The following is a 15,823-nucleotide window of genomic DNA, read 5'->3' as shown; positions in this document are numbered from 1 at the left end:
AGCGAGGAAACACACTCTCGCTTGAGGAAGGTAGTTCCCTTACGTAATCCAAGACCGTATCAGATCATCTCTCGAGAGCATAGGTCCGATACTGGCGAACGGCATACACATATGCACCAAGTGCCGTTCCCAATAGGATGAGGAGGATAACTCCGATTACGCCTAGCACTAGTCCACCAACTGATCCTCTATGATTGAGGAGAATCCCCGTCAGCACGAGGCTGATAAGACTAAGAAGACCGACCACTGCATTGTGGCCGAAGAGGACGAGAAACGACGGTACTACGGTCTCAACGCCGTACATTGTCCTTGACTCGTATCGTGGAAACATCGTCCCGAGTCCGATCGCCCATGTCGCACTGACTACAGCGATTACGAGACCCACAATTATGAACACAGTTGTATCTATGATGGATTGGGGACCAAGCACTGCGATAACGACTGGGATGACGATGGCAAACGGGAGACACAGAGTAAGCCCTGCGACGAGCCGCCCACGAACAAACTGCTTCGGGAGCGTTGCAGTCAGTAACAGCAACGGAAGTACACGTTGTTCGTCACCGAAAGGATTCAACCCGAACGCTGAGCCTGCGAGCAGCGCTCCAAAGATGATGCTGCCCCCAAGCGCGAAGAGAGAGACTAAATCTGGTGACTCGAGGAGTGATGTGATAATTGGGGCGAATGCGAACAGAAGAAACGCCATATGGATAAACTGCTGTGGTGACCGCAGGCCCGAGCGGAGATAGTGCCATGCGATACGTCCGGACTCCCACCACGCAAACGGGCGTGGAACATTCGTCGGTGTCACTTTGGCTGGGTTGTCCGATGAGGTAATGCGATTGCTCGTGTTGGTCGTCCAGAAGCGCGTTGCGAGACGGCCAGAAACGGTGAATCCAGCTGGAATACTCACGAGGAGTACACCGAGGACCACAACAGTAGTGAGCGAAAGTGGTCGAGCAACTGGGGTGCCGAGAAGGAAGATATCTGCGTAGGAAGCGAAGGGTGACTGCAGTAGCGCTTGTCCTATCGGCGCGAGCGAGAATGGGAGATCTCCGTCGAACGCCAGCCGTGGCACTACCTGTGACCCGACGATAACTATTACGAAGCCGAGCGGATACAGAATCGTCTTAAGCGACGAGGACAGGGGAACATATCGGCCGCCATACAGCGTACTGATCCCGAGAAAATATCCAGTAACTGCTGCAAATGCAAGCACTGGTGCGATCCCAAGAGGGACAGTGACAGCTATCACTGGAGTCTGTGCACCAATGGCGAATACTGCCACCACCAGGAGTGTAGGGAGGCCAAGCCAGAGCAGGAGCCGTATTGATTCTGCGGTCAACAGCCCGACTACGACCGCCCGGGGAGTAGTCGTCGTCAGCATGAGGTCTTCGCCGTCGATGTGCGCGAGGCGTTCGATCGTCCGGAAGGCGAATAACACTATTACTCCTCCTATCAGGACCGTCATCTGCTGCCGAAGCGCCGTCAGCAGCGGAAATTGGTGTTCGATCCGAACGGTCGTCCCAAGTGCATACGCTGCAGGAACAACGCCGAAGAGGAATATGGACCCGAAGACGAGTAACAACAGTGCAAGGCTGATTTTTGCCCGTGGTTGCTGGAAGTACCAGCGGATACTCCGCCGGACTTCAACACGTGCGATTCGCCAACCATCTCGAAAATCATCCCGAAGCCCAGTCATCAATCGAACCCGTGTCGGGGGCTGCTCGTTACATCAAGAAATACGTCCTCGAGTGTGTTTTGGCTCTCGGATTCTGCGCGATCTTTCAGCCCGTTAGGAGTCCCTTCGGCGACAAGCCGCCCGTCATTGAGCACGCCCACGATGTCCGCGAGTTCGTCGACGACTGGCAGAATGTGTGTTGAGAGGAACACCGTTGTTCCGTCGTCGGTGAGCTGGCGGATATGGTCTCGGAGAATTCTCGCTGCACGTGGGTCGAGTCCGCTGGTCGGTTCGTCGAGAAACACGACATCTGGGTTGTGAAGGATCGTTTGGATATACGCGAGTTTCTGGCGCATTCCCTTCGAGTAGCCGTCAATTCGTCTCGCAGCATCGCTTGCAAGGTCGAACGTGTCGAGATGAGTGTCGATTTTGTCGGCCGCTTGTTTCTCCGAGATGTTGCGGAGGTCAGCGACGTAATCGAGTTGCTCTCGACCAGTGAGCTCGTCGTAGAGCGGTGGTGTTTCTGGCAGGTACCCAATGTATTGGACAAGTGCGCGTCGATCGTGGATCGATTGTTCCATAATCGTCCCGTTCCCACTTGTCGGCTGAAGAAGCCCAGTCAGCATTCGCATTGTCGTGGTCTTTCCTGCTCCGTTTGGACCGAGAAAGCCGTAAACGGAGCCTTCAGGGACTGCAAGATTGAGTTGAGATACGGCGGTTTGATTTCTGAAGTGCTTCGTGAGATCGGTTGCTGTGATTGCAGCCATGTATTATTGGATTTGCAGCTATTATATCCAGTGAACTACCCCATAGTTAGAGATCAACACGATCGAAGCGCAGAAGGCCAAGGATGAGTGGAACGAATGCCCACAGTGCAAGCATCACAAACCCAAACCAAGGCTCTGTGGCAATCGTAGATATTCCATCCATCATTCCCCCTGTCCCGAAAGAACCGCTAAGCGGGTTTCCACCAAGGACGACGCTAGTGGCCAACCCGTATGCGGCTCCTGGTGGGAGCGAGACAAAGGTAATGTACCAGCCAGGAATCTGGTCAACCATGATTGAGCCAGTCGTAGCATACAATGCTATTTGACCAATAAATCCCCAAAGCAGCCAGAATAATCCGAGGAGTCCGAACCCGCCAATTGCCGCTCGAGTCGTTGAACGCGTCATCGCAGAGATCCCCACACCAATACAGACGTAGACGAACCCAAACAAGATTGTCACTGCCATAAACGCAATGTAATCGACCGGAGACACCGATCCGGTGAATGCAAAGATAGCGATCATACCAACGGCAAATCCAATCATGATCGAGACAGCTACGACGGCTGTTCGTCCAAGGACTTTCCCGAAGACGACATCCCGTCGGGTGTGAGGCAATCCAAGGAGGAACTTGAGACTCCCACTCTCTCGCTCACGAGCGATCGCACCATAGCCGATCAAGAGAGCGATAATCGGTACGATAAAGCTCGCTGGCGTTTGGAGTGCAAGGAGGAGATCAAGTGTTGTTTGTTCATCACCGACCTCAAGTATTTCACCCGCCCATGAGGAAAGGAATGCGCCACCTCCAGTAAGGAGGGCAAATATTCCAGTAATGACGATTAGTGCCCGCGATCGGATCGCATCTTGAAAGTCTTTCTTCGCAACAGCGAGCGTACTCATAGGGATGCCTCCGTTGTATAGGACATGAACAGGTCTTCAAGCGAGGATTCGTCAGTTTCGAAGTTCTCGACGGCTACGCCCTGATCTTCGATTGTTCGCAGGACGGTAGTCTTTGCGCGATCGTCACAGGAAACGGTAAGCGTCGTACCCTGTGCTGAAACCGACGAAACGCCGTCTATCGATTCGATAGCTGTTCGAGCTGCCGATGGATCTGAGGGAGTCTGATCAAGCGTTATGCGAAGTTGCGTTTGTGACGAGGTAGAGTCACGAAGTCCTTCTACTGTATCTTCTGCAACCATCTGCCCATCTCGAAGAATCCCAACACGATCGCAGACTGCTTCTACCTGGCCAAGGATATGTGATGAGAAGAATATCGTTGCACCGCGGTCACGTTCATCGCGGATAATCTCGCGCATGTCGTGAGCCCCAGCGGGGTCAAGACCTGTTGACGGCTCATCCAAAATCAATAATTCTGGATTTCCAACCAATGCGGCAGCAAGTGCCAACCGTTGAGCCATCCCTTTCGAGTACCCACCAACTTTCTGAGTGGCTGCATCTGCAATACCAACGCGCTCCAAAAGCGCGTCGGGATCATCGTCAGCTCGTTTTGATTCAATAGCGAACTCGAGGTGTTGACGGCCAGTCAAACGATCATACAGTTCGACCCCTTCGGGAAGGATACCACTTCGGTTACGGATTTCGAGACTGTTGGTCCGAGCATCCAGATCAAATACCCGAACATCACCTGTTGTCGGGCGAATAAAATCAAGAAGGAGATTGATTGTTGTAGACTTGCCTGCACCGTTCGGTCCAAGAAAGCCATAAATTTCGCCTTGTTCAACGGTGAGACCGACTCCATCCAGAGCCGTGTCGTTACCGTATCGTTTCGTCACGTTTGATAACTCAATTGCGGGCACAGTTTTGATCAGTCCGTCCTTGTGGAACTAGATACATATACCTTGTCAATTTTAATCGCGAATTGACAAGAAATAGCACTATCCAGATGTATAATAGACCTTGATAAGCTACCCAACGATATAATTATACGTCACTACAAACTAGTCGTAAGAGATGCGACCGTTAGTGTCGTGGATGACGAAGGTTGATGATGCAATACTGGAGTGGCTTGGTGAGACTGATGTTGCCGCCCCGCCAAAAGTTATCCATGCAAATCTTGACACGCCAGTCTCGTACTCACAAGTGAAACGCCGTGTGCGAGTATTAAACAGTAATGGACTAATTCACAAAGATGAGGATCGGAGTGACTATTACGCCATTTCAACGCTTGGGAACTGGTACTTAGAAGGAAAAATCAAGAGTAGTAAACTCGAGGAACTGAATACTGAAACAAGTGATCCGTCGGATCTTTTCGGTACTGGCACCGATAGTGGGGTCTGAGCGATTCCTAATTAGATGAAGATAGTTGCAACGGTGGAATTTCTGGAATCGCTGTTCAGTACAGGGTGAGTAGTTATCGCTTGGTACTGTCCAACCAGAGACCAAATCCCAGCTATAACGCCGACTACGGCCATAGCTACTGTAAACCACAGGCTCTGTTGAAATCCTCAAAGAGTTACATATTCGTCCTGTAATTACACGAGATGAAGGCCCTCCCGAAGTCGCAGATTCTCCGGTTTACTGAGAAGGCGCTCCATCTGGCACGCCGCGTCGTCTCTCGATACTCCTCGAAGTTCTCCAAACACCGCTATACGCTCCCGCAGCACGTTGTTCTGCTGTGTCTCAAAGTTCGAAAGAACACAACCGACCGTGGCCTACTTGACGAACTGATCGAAATGCCACGTATCCGTCGTGTTCTCGGGTTAGCCGAGCTTCCTATGCCATCAACGCTCTGTAAGGCGTTCAATCGACTTGACATGGTTGTGTGGCGTATCTTATTGACTCTCTCAGCGACGTTACTTCCGACAGCCGGCGTTGTTGGGATTGATGCGTCAGGATTCGACCGCAGTCACGTCTCGAAACACTACACGAAACGGGCTGAGCTCACGATTCAGCAGCTCAAAGTGACGCTGCTGGTCGATACGAAAGTGAACGCGATCCTCGACCTACACGTGACGACGACACGAAAACACGATAGCCAGATCGCCCCGTCGTTGATCAAGCGCAATCCCGAGAGTATCGATATTCTGCTTGATGACAAAGGCTACGACGATCAGAAAATCAGGCGACTTGCCCGTCAATACGAGGTTCGTCCACTGATCAAACATCGTGAGTTCGCGTCACTTCATCGGGCATGGAACGCACGCTTAGACGCTAATCTCTACGGACAACGAAGTCAATCTGAGGCAGTCAACTCAACGCTCAAGCGGAAGTACGGTGCATTCGTTCGCTCACGACGCTGGTGGAAGCAGTTCCGTGAACTCACTATCGCTTGTCTCAGTCACAACATCGACCGATCACTCTAAGCAGTCAATATAGAACATACACTCACCACTTAATACAGTAAGGATCCTCCTGGTGATGTCTCGATAGAAGTGGTGACTACCGCCGATCAAACTAGGCGGAGATATAGACCGAGATATTTTATTGGGAGCCGTTGTAGGTCCGGTATGCCAAACGACAAAGAAGAATCCGAGACCGAAGCGGAATCGGAAGATGATGAGACGGAGCATGAAGGAGAGCGGGTGATGAGTCGGACAGAGGGTGCGGGGATTCTCCGTGAAGTTGCTGATGGTGTCGAGAATGGGACAATCGACATCGAAGGAGAGAACGGCTTCACGGTGGCGGTTCCAGAGCACTTCGAACTGGAGGTCGAGTACGAGGTCACCGACGACGAGGCCGAGTTAGAAGTTGAACTCGAATGGCATATGAAAGACGGCGAACCGGTATCGGCGGACGAATGACGCGGTTGACGGTTTCTATTGAAGCAAATCGTGGAAGAATCGCATCCATTCATTCAGCGACATGAGTGTTTGACAGACTGAATAACTGCTCATCAGAGAACACCAGACTCGGTCAACAGAGAGTTCAACTCTGTCATATGCACCGATGGTCTTATTTATTATACATCAGGAGGAGTAAAACTGTCCCTTGTTGAGACAACCTGCTAACGGACCAATGCAGAGGTTATAGTCATCGTGATTTGTCATCGGTTTCGATTGTTGTCTCGGTTCCGGACTGTGACTCCTCCGTTGATGCGGCGTCGTTCATCAGCTGCTCCATCTCCCGTTCAAATTCGGCATCATTGATCTCACCGGAGATATACTGGTCTTTGAGTTGCTGTCGTCGATCCTCGGTTGTCGGGCTGACCTTTTCCGTGACATCGAATCGACGGAGGACCGGGTACCTCTGTTCAACCCATTCGACGATTGAGACCAGTCTATCGTCGCGGGGAAGAGACGCGGTTCGGAGGACAGAGATAACTGTCGCAGCGAGAAAGACCATTGCGACTAACCCGAGGACAAGGACGATCATCACCCATTCAGCGGCTGCCCCGAGCATTGCTATCAGAATGAACTCCTCACTAGTGGGTACACTACCTGAGAGGGCTGATAGACTGTCCACGATTCCCATCAGAGTAGCACCGATCAGCAGGATTCCAGTGATTACGAATCCACCGAAATACAGCCAGTGGCGGGAAACCATAGCTCAAATATTAGCGCGGAATAGGATAAAACGTACCGAACACGGAGCAATGTTCAGTTCGCACACCTACTGAGCGGCTGTTTCACTCGGAACCCGCTGGTGAGAACTCCCCTCGATGTGGTGATCGCTTCGGTAAGTACAGGGTAGTAGTCTATCGGCGCTTCAGTAGCACAGAAATGAGCATAAGCGCCGCAAAGACGATTGCGAAGCCCATCACTCCGACTCCGAAAACGTAGTACGGGTTCGTAAAATCGGGACTGTTGAGGAACAGAAAGAGGCTAAAACTCGAACCCATCAAGACAATCACCGCAGACTGAATACTCGGATTATACCAGTCTTCAAGCGAATCCCGAACAGTTCCATACATATCAGAATAATAACTTCTATACCGGTATAACGTTTGCGGTCGGTGAAAATCCGATAAGTTCGCATACCTCCCTAACGGCTGTTTCACTCCAAATCGGCTGGTGAGAGCTCCCCTTGATGTGGTGAGTCGCTTCGGTAATTACAGACGGTCAGAATCGCACGTTAGTCAGACAGTGAAAATCTCGTTTCAATCGTGTTTTCGTGAGTTGTGTTCCACCAAAAGCCACCGAGACCGAATATTGTGAAAACGACCGCGATTAGAGCTTGGACTGAATTTCCCTGATAGATATGCACGATAAGCAAGGCTCCAAATAGCAGGCCGAAACCCAATAGGAGCCATCGACTTTCCATATGAAAGAGGGGCCAGATGTGAAAATAAATGTTTTGCCGATTGGCAATTCGCAGTCTTCAGCGAAACGCTATTTTAGAGGAGAATATATCTAAAGAAGAGATTTCAACAGAGCCGATAGTCATAAAGTTACAATTCATCGATAGACGATTCTGTAACAGGGAGCCGAAGTCTAATGTCTGACCTCGTTGTCTTGCTGCTGGTTCTCGTCACCTCTCTACAACTGTCCGCCTGGCCGCTCGTGCGATACGACGCCAAGCGGCTCAGCCTCAAACAGCCCCTTAAGTACGAACCTGGAATCATCGTGCCGACAGCCGGTTTTGTCGTATTGTTGTACTCCCTTGCTAATCGTCGTGATTTACCGAAAGTGGGACCGAATTCTCCTCCTGAATAGTAGTTGTCGAACCAACCCGAGCCTCTCCACACTAGGTGGTTTCGAAGATACTATATTTCACTGAAATAGAAAATACCAGTATGCCCCCCGAATATGAGCCCTCAACATCCGAATCCGAGAGTCGAAGCCGACGCGCGGTACTGCTGAGCATCGGTGCGGGGTCAGTTGCACTTGCTGGCTGTCTCAACGCGGCTGACGGCGGCGACGACAGTGAAGTAGACGACGGACCCACAACGGACGAGACAACGGATGATGTGGAGTCACTCCCCGCGTATGCGGACTGGCTTCTGGACGACGACTCTGTACTATTTTCGTACGCCAGCCTCGACACAAGCAGCGAAGTGGGCGGGGGAGGTTTCTCTCTGGACGACTCGATCGACGATCCGCTGATGACGTTTCCGTCCGAGGTCGGTGGTTCAGCTGTCGGCCTGTCTGTGCTTTCGCTAGCGAGTACCAACCTGTCTGCTGTTGTCGATCCGGAAACGGCGACGCAGTCGGAGGCTGACGAACTGCTCGCTGTCAACGAAGCCGTTGTGCTTACAGGAGCGTTTGACGTCGAGGAGTTAAACGAACGACTTACCGACGATTCAACCCCATTTGCGGCCACCTACGAACAATCCGGCACCGTCCACGGGTTCGATCGCTACGAACCGACCGACGTTCCTGAGCAGGTTGAAGACACCCTAGTAGTGGCGATCAGCGAAACAACAGTGTTGGCTGCGCCCGACGACGATCAACTGGAACGAATAGCCGAAACTGACGATAATGACCGGCCCCAGATCACCGAAGAACACGAAACTGCTACGTGGCTACTCGAACAGGCCGGTGAGGGCGACATTATCTTTGGAACGATTGGTCCGGTTCATGAAGGTGAATATACTCTTGACGATGTCACAGCTTTCACCGGCGACGAGCTACAGTTCGAACCAGCAGTAGGCGAAGACGTTGTAACTGCTATTGAGGTCGACGCGGAGACAGCAACCATCGACTCTCGGTTTGCTCTGACTGCCGACGAACTCAGCGAAGACAGGCAAACAACTGTTGAGACGACGTTCGGATCGGCGGCAGTCGATGCCACAGTGGATGTCGATGACGATCGCGCCATCGCACACGGGACGTACGACGTAGAAGAGATCGGGACCATGAGTGACGGAGCTGGTAGCGACGAGCGGGAAGAAATTACACCCGAAGAAGCGCGGGAGCTTGTTCCACTCGATGCGCTTGAATACTGGTACCAGCCGGCGACCGGGCAACGTCTCCCGCAGCTCTGGGTGCAAGTCACAGAAGACACGGACGCAACAGGGCTCCGTGTCGAAGCCGGGTCTTGGGGGGAAAACGAAGTTACCAGGACGAACAGCACGATTAGCGCTGGGGACGGTGTCCCTGTCCAAGTCGATCCCGACGAAGACGACGAAGTGACTGTGTTTGCAGTTACCGACGATGATGCGATCGGCCAACTCGATACCGTTGGAGTTCCCAGTGACGAACTGACCGACGAAGTGGTCGTTCCGGAAGACGCACTCTCCTTCGAGTACGAACCGCCAAATGCTGGCGACTTTGGAAGCCTCTCTGTCGAGATTGTTGAAGAGACGATGGCAGAAGTCCTCGTTGTACAACCGACTGAGGCCCCTGGATCGTTTGCCGACTACGCTGGGTCGATTGGTGCCGCCGAGGCTGTGTCAGCAGAGACAACACTCCAGACGGCCGTCGATTCAGACGGCGATGAAGTAATTATTTTTGCAACTCTTAACGGCGCAACAGGCGAGGTGGCTCGCTGGCAGGGTCCAGACCAATAACGACTGTATATTCGAATTCCAGTTTGACAACGTGATGGAGGACATCCGGCGGGTCGCGGCGGACGATCGAGAGATGAACAGATAACTCCCTGAGGATTTTAATGGAGCAGCTCTGTTGAAATCCTTAACAAGTGATAGATTTCGGGTTGCTATGGTCAGTACAGAGAACCCACGGATCGTTCAGTACAGGCCACTCACACACCGTCTTTATCAAACATCCGATTCCAAACCATATCGGCCCCGACGAAGGCGACGATGAGCAGGACCGTGTTTATGAGAAAGTCAATAACAAGTGGCACCAGAGTAGTTATTTCACCAGTATAGAGGTTGTAAGCGGCGATTGCGATTGAGGCTACCACTGCTATAGGGAGCTGAGCAGAGACCAATTTGCGAAGTTCCATAACCTTATTAGTCTGTTTCAAGTGAAATAACTGCCGTTCGACAGGAACAGTTCAGAGTCCTATTTCGGCCAGTTCGCACACGTAGTTACCGTCAGTAGAGGTGACGACCTATCGTTCAGTATAGGGGACTCACGGATCGCTCAGTACAGGTGAAGCATGCACCGATCAATATTGCAGATCCGCCAGGATCTAATTATCAGTGAGTTCGGCCTGTTCATTATCACTCATCTTCCGAAGCCGTGTACTTCTTCCCACTCCGAGTCATCAATTTGTCTATGGGACAATACGATATCCAGGGACTTAACCTGTCGTCCGATCATTACACCGTCGAACAGAGCTTGGTACGAAACAAGTACACAGCGAAGGACGACAGCGGCAATACGGTCCTTCAGGGGAAGCAAGAGACGTTCAAACTCAAAGAGGAGTTCCCATTCTTCGACCAGAACGGCGAAGATGTGTTCACGGTAAACGCTCAGCAGATCCGAGACTACGAGGGCCAGTACGTCCTGACGGAGGCCCGAAGCGGTGAGGACATCGTCGTCCTCGATCACGAGTACTCCATTCTCGAACAGATTAAGGGTGCAAGTTGGACGATCCGCGATCCCGAGACCGATGCTGAACTGGCGGAGATTTCCTCTCGTAAGTTTGTGGGCCTATTCCGCAGGGGACTATTGGGTAATCTGATCCCACACCACTACGAGATTACCGACGCCGACGGCGGGCACGTGGGAACGATCTCCGGCCAACTCTCGATGAAAGACCGGTACGACGTCAATATCGAAGATACCAGTTCTGTCCCACGGGAACCGATAGTGGCTGCCGCGATGGTTATCGACGCAATCGAAGGAAACTAGCCTGCACGATTGATTGGAAACTGACTCCAATTGGTGTTCCCAATTGAGAGATTGGTAGTTTTCAGATATGTCTATTCAGTATGCATCTGTAGTTACCGCTCAGCACAGGGAAACTACGTAACACTCAAGGATGCTAAATCCTAAACATCGAAACGAACAAATCAATATGCCTGAATGTTCCAACTGTGGAAGTCACGTTACCTCAACGTTCGTCCGTGTCTTTGCCGTTGATGAGAATAACATCCACGGATGTCCCTCCTGTATGACCTACGCCGAGATTTCAGATGGCGAGTCAGCAGGAGAGCCGTGACAATTCTCATTGTAGGCTCCTATGACCAGAAGTAGTCTCTCCAAGAAACAATCCTATGGTATCTGAATTCGTTCTTCCAGCTCACGGCCTTGAACACGGTCACATCCCCGCTCCTGCTGGACATGCACCACGATTGGCAGTGGCGTTTACTCAAGCGGGGCTCTGTGTTCATGAAGAAGGAAATCCAGACGCATATCTACTGGCAGAAGATCCAGTCGAGATTCAGTGCTGATCGCGGAAGATCGTCGATAGAGTCTCACTCTAAACGAGCAGTTTTATTCTTGTGAGCGAGAAATTCACACCCATGCATGATCTAACAGCCTTCCAACGCGACTTGCTGTACGTCATTGCTGGCCATAAAGAGCCTCATGGCTTGGCGATAAAAGATGAACTCCAAAACTACTACGAAACAAAGATTAACCACGGACGGCTCTACCCAAATCTCGATACGCTCGTCGAAAAAGGGCTGGTTGAGAAAGGCTCACTCGACAAACGGACGAATTCATATACGATCACTGATCGGGGATATAGAGAACTTAAGGCCCGCCATGAGTGGGAGAGTCAGTACATCGAAGACGTATAGGCAGATTTGATTGGCTCATTCTCATTTCTCACAATAACAGTAGTTGGTAGTACAGTTTCTTTATTCAGAGTTAGGTGTGAAACTCGCGGCAAGTACAGACGAAGTAGGTAACGGAGCCGAAATTGATCCCACCGATAGCTGTCAAGAACGACCGGTTGTATCCAGAGCGTGAGATCAGCACGAACGATTCCCTCGGGATGAACTGACGGTACCACGAAACATCGAATATGTCTACCGTTCTCCCGACCGCTCGACGAGTCGATTACCAACCAGCGGTGCACCAACGACACCGCCGACGGCGATAGTAGCGCCGAAAAACGTGACCAGCAACGACGGTTTGAGGGTGTACAAGAGCGCGAAGAAGCCGCCAGCGAGTCCGAAGATGGCGAGACTGGCAACAACCTCTGGGCGATTCGATGGGTGAGCTGGCGTCAAATCACCGACGGCACGCCAAGCGATCCACGCACCAACAACGCTCCCGGCTGCAGCTACGCTATCAAAGGTCACTCCCTGAATCAATCCCAGAATTCCGATACCCACGGCGAACACGAGTACTCGGCCAGGGGCAGTACCGTGATCAGTGACCTTGTAGAGTGCTCCCAGAACTACGATTCCGATACCGACTCCGACTACGACGTCAACAAGGTAGTGAACCCCCAAGATGACTCTCGAAAGCGAGACGATGATTATTACGACGCTTGCAAGGGCGAGCCACGCACGCGAAAGTTTCTCTTTTCCGACAACGAGCGCGAATCCACCCCACACCAGCGTACTTCCGAGGGCGTGGCCGCTCGGAAACCCATATCCATCTCCCGTCGAAATACTAGCGAACACCCCTTGAAGTGCAGACGGAATCCATTGAATGTCCGGTGGAGTACCTGCTCCCGGCGGTCGCGGGACCATGAAAGTCTGCTTGAGCACTCCGACGAGAGCAACGTAGGTCAGTAAGAGTCCGAGAACGAACAGACCACGTCGCCGGTCGATCCCCCACTTCAGGAACTTGTCGCCGACGATATAGTGTACGCCGCCCAGCAAAAAGAGAAACCAGACATCAGCGATCTGGGTCAACAGCGAAAAGAAAACGAGAACCGGGTCATGTGCCAACCCGTGAAGTGCCTCGCTAATTCCGACTCCACGGTCATCGCTGAGCATTTCTATGCGAAAATGTTCGGCTCCGATTGTTGTTAGCATTTCGCCTTGTATCTTCACTTGGTGTCGATACCAGTTCGATGCGGAAGAGGGGTTTAGGCACATTCTCTTCTTCCGCTTCGCTCACACCTGTGAGCTTCGCCTATCCCGTTTCCATCTGCGGATTCAACAGAGCCGTCTTCCCTGAACGGTTCTGTAGCCGAATCAGTCAGACAGAATAGGCGGCTTTGTTGAAATCCTCCGTTGGTGACTGTTCTCAGTGCCTCTGCGGTATCCAACGCGCGTACCTCGCACAGGGTCATCTGCAAATGCGACCAAGTTAGATCGCTCAGTACAGGGTATGCATATATCGTGGTTAGCTTTTAATTCTCAGAGATGTGGTACAAACCGCGTGTAAGATACAGAGCATCTAGTCAGCAGATTGGGCTCTACACGTGCCTGTTCCGAGTGCGTTTCGGATACAGCATGATGCCATACCTTTCGCCTCCGAGAGCAACGTAGGATCGCCAGCGGATGACGAAGAAGAAGTATAACTTGGGAGATCAGCGACGTGATTGGTTGCTCGTTTGTAAGTCAGAACGGCGTGTGCTCCCGCAGGTGACCTACTAGATCTCGTATCGCTTCACGTTTATAGTAACCGATGGCGGAGGTGACGATCAGGCACCCGATAATCACCCCCCCTTCGAGGAAATTGCCGCTTGCTAGTTCGCCGCCAGCGTAGACGGTAAGAATGTACGCTGGGAGGCGTCCGATAGTGATAGCGACCATGAACGTCCGGAGCTGCCACTTAGTGAGTCCAGCGAGAAAGCAAACAGCGTCGTCCGGGATCCCGGGGATGACGACGAACGTGAGGAGGCCCAGAAATCCGACCCGGTCGACGAACTCGTCGAAGCGAACAACAACATCCTCGTGGAGTACCTCTTCGACAAACGTACGACCGTACCGGTTTGCGAGCATGAACGCGACTGCGCTCCCTATGAGAACACCAGTGATGCTGTAGACCGTGCCGGCCACCGAACCGAAGAGGTAGCCGCTGGCGAGCGCGACGACCTGCCCCGGAATCGGCGCGACGATGACCTGCACGATCTGGACGAGCACGAAGACGGCTGGCGCGAGAATGCCGAACTGATCTATCCACACGCGGAGTTCATCGGGATGAAAGACGAACGGTGCGTATCGTCGAAGCGATAGGTAGAGGAAGACGAATGTGGCCGAGACGAGAACGATAGCGAGAACTCCACGTTTCTGAGCATCAGCCGACGAGAATACCTTCATCCCGTTTCGAATGTAGGTCTTTAGTGCCTTGAGCTTTCTCCAGTTCGGCCCCGAAGCAATGATGCCTCAACCCGTTTGACTAAGATGATGATAGTTGACAGAAGGGTCTGCGTTAGGTTCGCACACCTACTGAGCGACTGTTGCACATCAAATCAGTTGGTGAGAACCCCTCTCGATGTGGTGAGTAGCTTCGGTAAGTACAGGGGGCACAAAGATCGTTCATAGTCGGAGAATCAAATCCTGATACAGAGAGACGGTGGAGCAGGCACCACACCTTTTCCGGCTAACCGACGAAGTACCAATCAACGAATGGACGACCGATTCAGTCGATGGTTGCTCCTCTCAGGGGATCGGTTCAGAGTCGCCACTGGGATACTCTTCACCATGGCTGTGGTGGTGCTTATCCCTCTCTTCTCCCGGTTCGCCATCCGCAATCTCACGCCGTTGATCTATATCGCGAGCGCATTGATCGGGGGGAATATCACGCTCATCACCCTTGTGGTCGCGATCAATCAGGTGATTCTCTCCCAGGAACTGGAGTCGCCGGGGTCGCTCCGAGACGAGATCGACCAATCAGACGACTATCGGCAGGCAGCACTTGACCAGCCGGCACCACCGACCGATCCAGCCGACTTCCTGCAACAGCTCCTTCAGCAGACCCAAGAACGCGCCGGTTCGCTCGCGGAATTTCTTCCCGACTCGAGCAGTGAACCGGATACCCACCTTGTCGATGAGCTACCGGAGGAATGTGCCCAGATTAGCGAGGAACTCGGGACGGGATCGGATAAGCTCTCTTCGGTGATCGTTCCCCTCCTCGGTATCGAATACGCGACCCACATTCATGAATGTCATCAGCTTGAATCGGCTTACGAGGGGGATGAGCATGAACAGTTACTCTCTACGCTCGATGGCTTGAGCGCGGATTTGAAGAATCTCGATATTGCTCGACAGTACTTTACAACCGCGTTCATGAAGGAGGAACTCGCGAAGCTCTCTCGCTCGCTTCTGTACGTCGGTGTGCTGGCTATCTCTCTCCCAGTCGCGTTACTCATCCAGCTCGCTACCTTTCCCACGGCGGCTGCCCCTATGCCAACGGTATTCGTTTCCATGTTCCTGACGGTTGTGATCGGCCTCATCCCTCTTGCGCTCCTGATAGCGTTTGTCCTCCGGGTAGCAACAGTGGCCCAGAATATCGCGTCAATCACCCCATTCATGACGTAGTAACAACCGCGACTGGGATTGATTTCGTCGCCATACGAGAGGACAAGTTAGTTGTATCACGCTTACCAAGAGAGAAGACATCAGTTGGGTAATAACACGGATTTCGACCAGTAAGCACGTGTAGTGAACGGACAGTTCAGTGCGAATGGGGTGAAAGAAACGCTATAAGAATCGTTCTC

16 protein-coding genes are annotated in these 15,823 nt (G+C 52.2%); 8 read left to right on the top strand and 8 right to left on the bottom strand.

Features of this window, described 5'->3' with window-relative positions; all coding sequences use genetic code 11:
• Positions 1-64: 64 nt before the first annotated feature.
• Genes LDH74_RS23430 through LDH74_RS23415 form a run of 4 tightly spaced genes read right to left on the bottom strand, consistent with a single transcriptional unit; the run spans position 65 to position 4,260 of the window.
• On the bottom strand, positions 65-1,699 hold the full coding sequence (locus LDH74_RS23430) for a hypothetical protein (protein ID WP_226043150.1): 1,635 nt from the start codon (positions 1,697-1,699) through the stop codon (positions 65-67).
• A complete protein-coding gene (locus tag LDH74_RS23425; protein WP_226043149.1) occupies positions 1,699-2,445 on the bottom strand; it encodes an ABC transporter ATP-binding protein in 747 nt (248 codons plus the stop codon). The genes LDH74_RS23430 and LDH74_RS23425 overlap by 1 nt, the downstream gene beginning before the upstream one ends.
• A gap of 46 nt (positions 2,446-2,491) precedes the next feature.
• Complete coding sequence (locus LDH74_RS23420; RefSeq protein WP_226043148.1) at positions 2,492-3,343, bottom strand: ABC transporter permease; 852 nt, start codon at positions 3,341-3,343, stop codon at positions 2,492-2,494.
• The gene (locus LDH74_RS23415; RefSeq protein WP_226043147.1) at positions 3,340-4,260 is read right to left on the bottom strand and encodes an ABC transporter ATP-binding protein; all 921 of its coding nucleotides are present in this window, start codon (positions 4,258-4,260) and stop codon (positions 3,340-3,342) included. Before LDH74_RS23415 ends, LDH74_RS23420 begins: the two co-directional genes overlap by 4 nt.
• Positions 4,261-4,435: 175 nt before the next feature.
• Between LDH74_RS23415 and LDH74_RS23410 the strand changes: the two genes are divergently transcribed.
• The 3 genes from LDH74_RS23410 to LDH74_RS23400 all read left to right on the top strand — a co-directional run bounded on the left by LDH74_RS23410 (position 4,436) and on the right by LDH74_RS23400 (position 6,204).
• Positions 4,436-4,741 (top strand): ArsR family transcriptional regulator, encoded by a 306-nt coding sequence (locus LDH74_RS23410; protein ID WP_226043146.1) that lies wholly within the window; start codon positions 4,436-4,438, stop codon positions 4,739-4,741.
• Between the two features lie 203 nt (positions 4,742-4,944).
• On the top strand, positions 4,945-5,766 hold the full coding sequence (locus LDH74_RS23405) for an IS5 family transposase (RefSeq protein WP_226043145.1): 822 nt from the start codon (positions 4,945-4,947) through the stop codon (positions 5,764-5,766).
• A 144-nt stretch (positions 5,767-5,910) separates the two neighbouring features.
• Complete coding sequence (locus tag LDH74_RS23400) at positions 5,911-6,204, top strand: amphi-Trp domain-containing protein (protein WP_226043144.1); 294 nt, start codon at positions 5,911-5,913, stop codon at positions 6,202-6,204.
• A gap of 229 nt (positions 6,205-6,433) precedes the next feature.
• Here the strand turns inward: LDH74_RS23400 and LDH74_RS23395 are convergent, their stop codons facing one another.
• Positions 6,434-6,946, bottom strand: coding sequence for an SHOCT domain-containing protein (locus tag LDH74_RS23395; protein ID WP_226043143.1), 513 nt, complete (start codon positions 6,944-6,946; stop codon positions 6,434-6,436).
• 890 nt (positions 6,947-7,836) lie between these two features.
• Between LDH74_RS23395 and LDH74_RS23390 the strand changes: the two genes are divergently transcribed.
• The gene (locus LDH74_RS23390) at positions 7,837-8,055 is read left to right on the top strand and encodes a hypothetical protein (protein ID WP_226043142.1); all 219 of its coding nucleotides are present in this window, start codon (positions 7,837-7,839) and stop codon (positions 8,053-8,055) included.
• A gap of 80 nt (positions 8,056-8,135) precedes the next feature.
• Complete coding sequence (locus LDH74_RS23385; RefSeq protein ID WP_226043141.1) at positions 8,136-9,851, top strand: hypothetical protein; 1,716 nt, start codon at positions 8,136-8,138, stop codon at positions 9,849-9,851.
• Positions 9,852-10,045: 194 nt separating this feature from the next.
• On the opposite strand, the gene LDH74_RS23380 is transcribed toward LDH74_RS23385, so the two are convergent.
• The gene (locus LDH74_RS23380; protein WP_226043140.1) at positions 10,046-10,252 is read right to left on the bottom strand and encodes a hypothetical protein; all 207 of its coding nucleotides are present in this window, start codon (positions 10,250-10,252) and stop codon (positions 10,046-10,048) included.
• Between the two features lie 275 nt (positions 10,253-10,527).
• On the opposite strand from LDH74_RS23380, the gene LDH74_RS23375 reads away from it, so the two are divergent.
• Together LDH74_RS23375 and LDH74_RS23370 are read left to right on the top strand one after the other, a co-directional pair.
• Positions 10,528-11,106: a hypothetical protein gene (locus tag LDH74_RS23375; RefSeq protein ID WP_226043157.1), complete on the top strand. Its 579-nt coding sequence runs from the start codon at positions 10,528-10,530 to the stop codon at positions 11,104-11,106.
• A gap of 614 nt (positions 11,107-11,720) precedes the next feature.
• Positions 11,721-11,999, top strand: a complete 279-nt coding sequence (locus LDH74_RS23370; protein ID WP_226043139.1) for a PadR family transcriptional regulator — start codon at positions 11,721-11,723, stop codon at positions 11,997-11,999.
• Between the two features lie 231 nt (positions 12,000-12,230).
• Here the strand turns inward: LDH74_RS23370 and LDH74_RS23365 are convergent, their stop codons facing one another.
• Entirely contained in the window at positions 12,231-13,151 is a 921-nt protein-coding gene (locus LDH74_RS23365; RefSeq protein WP_226043138.1) for a phosphatase PAP2 family protein, read from the bottom strand.
• 570 nt (positions 13,152-13,721) lie between these two features.
• Entirely contained in the window at positions 13,722-14,423 is a 702-nt protein-coding gene (locus LDH74_RS23360; RefSeq protein ID WP_226043137.1) for a TVP38/TMEM64 family protein, read from the bottom strand.
• Positions 14,424-14,732: 309 nt separating this feature from the next.
• Here LDH74_RS23360 and LDH74_RS23355 point away from each other — a divergent pair, with 309 nt between their 5' ends.
• Positions 14,733-15,644 carry a hypothetical protein gene (locus LDH74_RS23355; protein ID WP_226043136.1) on the top strand — a complete coding sequence of 304 codons (912 nt, stop codon included), beginning with the start codon at positions 14,733-14,735 and terminating at the stop codon, positions 15,642-15,644.
• Positions 15,645-15,823: the final 179 nt, after the last annotated feature.

Origin of the sequence: Natrinema sp. DC36, assembly GCF_020405225.1 — an archaeon.
Taxonomy (GTDB): Archaea; Halobacteriota; Halobacteria; order Halobacteriales; family Natrialbaceae; genus Natrinema.
This window is presented reverse-complemented; position numbering and strand designations above follow the sequence as displayed.

Coding starts and splice junctions, on each gene's coding strand:
- LDH74_RS23385 (WP_226043141.1), top strand. CDS start 8,136: ATGCCCCCCGAATATGAGCCCTCAACATCCGAATCCGAGAGTCGAAGC.
- LDH74_RS23405 (WP_226043145.1), top strand. CDS start 4,945: ATGAAGGCCCTCCCGAAGTCGCAGATTCTCCGGTTTACTGAGAAGGCG.
- LDH74_RS23370 (WP_226043139.1), top strand. CDS start 11,721: ATGCATGATCTAACAGCCTTCCAACGCGACTTGCTGTACGTCATTGCT.
- LDH74_RS23360 (WP_226043137.1), bottom strand. CDS start 14,423: ATGAAGGTATTCTCGTCGGCTGATGCTCAGAAACGTGGAGTTCTCGCT.
- LDH74_RS23430 (WP_226043150.1), bottom strand. CDS start 1,699: ATGACTGGGCTTCGGGATGATTTTCGAGATGGTTGGCGAATCGCACGT.
- LDH74_RS23395 (WP_226043143.1), bottom strand. CDS start 6,946: ATGGTTTCCCGCCACTGGCTGTATTTCGGTGGATTCGTAATCACTGGA.
- LDH74_RS23420 (WP_226043148.1), bottom strand. CDS start 3,343: ATGAGTACGCTCGCTGTTGCGAAGAAAGACTTTCAAGATGCGATCCGA.
- LDH74_RS23375 (WP_226043157.1), top strand. CDS start 10,528: ATGGGACAATACGATATCCAGGGACTTAACCTGTCGTCCGATCATTAC.
- LDH74_RS23410 (WP_226043146.1), top strand. CDS start 4,436: ATGACGAAGGTTGATGATGCAATACTGGAGTGGCTTGGTGAGACTGAT.
- LDH74_RS23400 (WP_226043144.1), top strand. CDS start 5,911: ATGCCAAACGACAAAGAAGAATCCGAGACCGAAGCGGAATCGGAAGAT.
- LDH74_RS23355 (WP_226043136.1), top strand. CDS start 14,733: ATGGACGACCGATTCAGTCGATGGTTGCTCCTCTCAGGGGATCGGTTC.
- LDH74_RS23425 (WP_226043149.1), bottom strand. CDS start 2,445: ATGGCTGCAATCACAGCAACCGATCTCACGAAGCACTTCAGAAATCAA.
- LDH74_RS23365 (WP_226043138.1), bottom strand. CDS start 13,151: ATGCTCAGCGATGACCGTGGAGTCGGAATTAGCGAGGCACTTCACGGG.
- LDH74_RS23390 (WP_226043142.1), top strand. CDS start 7,837: ATGTCTGACCTCGTTGTCTTGCTGCTGGTTCTCGTCACCTCTCTACAA.
- LDH74_RS23380 (WP_226043140.1), bottom strand. CDS start 10,252: ATGGAACTTCGCAAATTGGTCTCTGCTCAGCTCCCTATAGCAGTGGTA.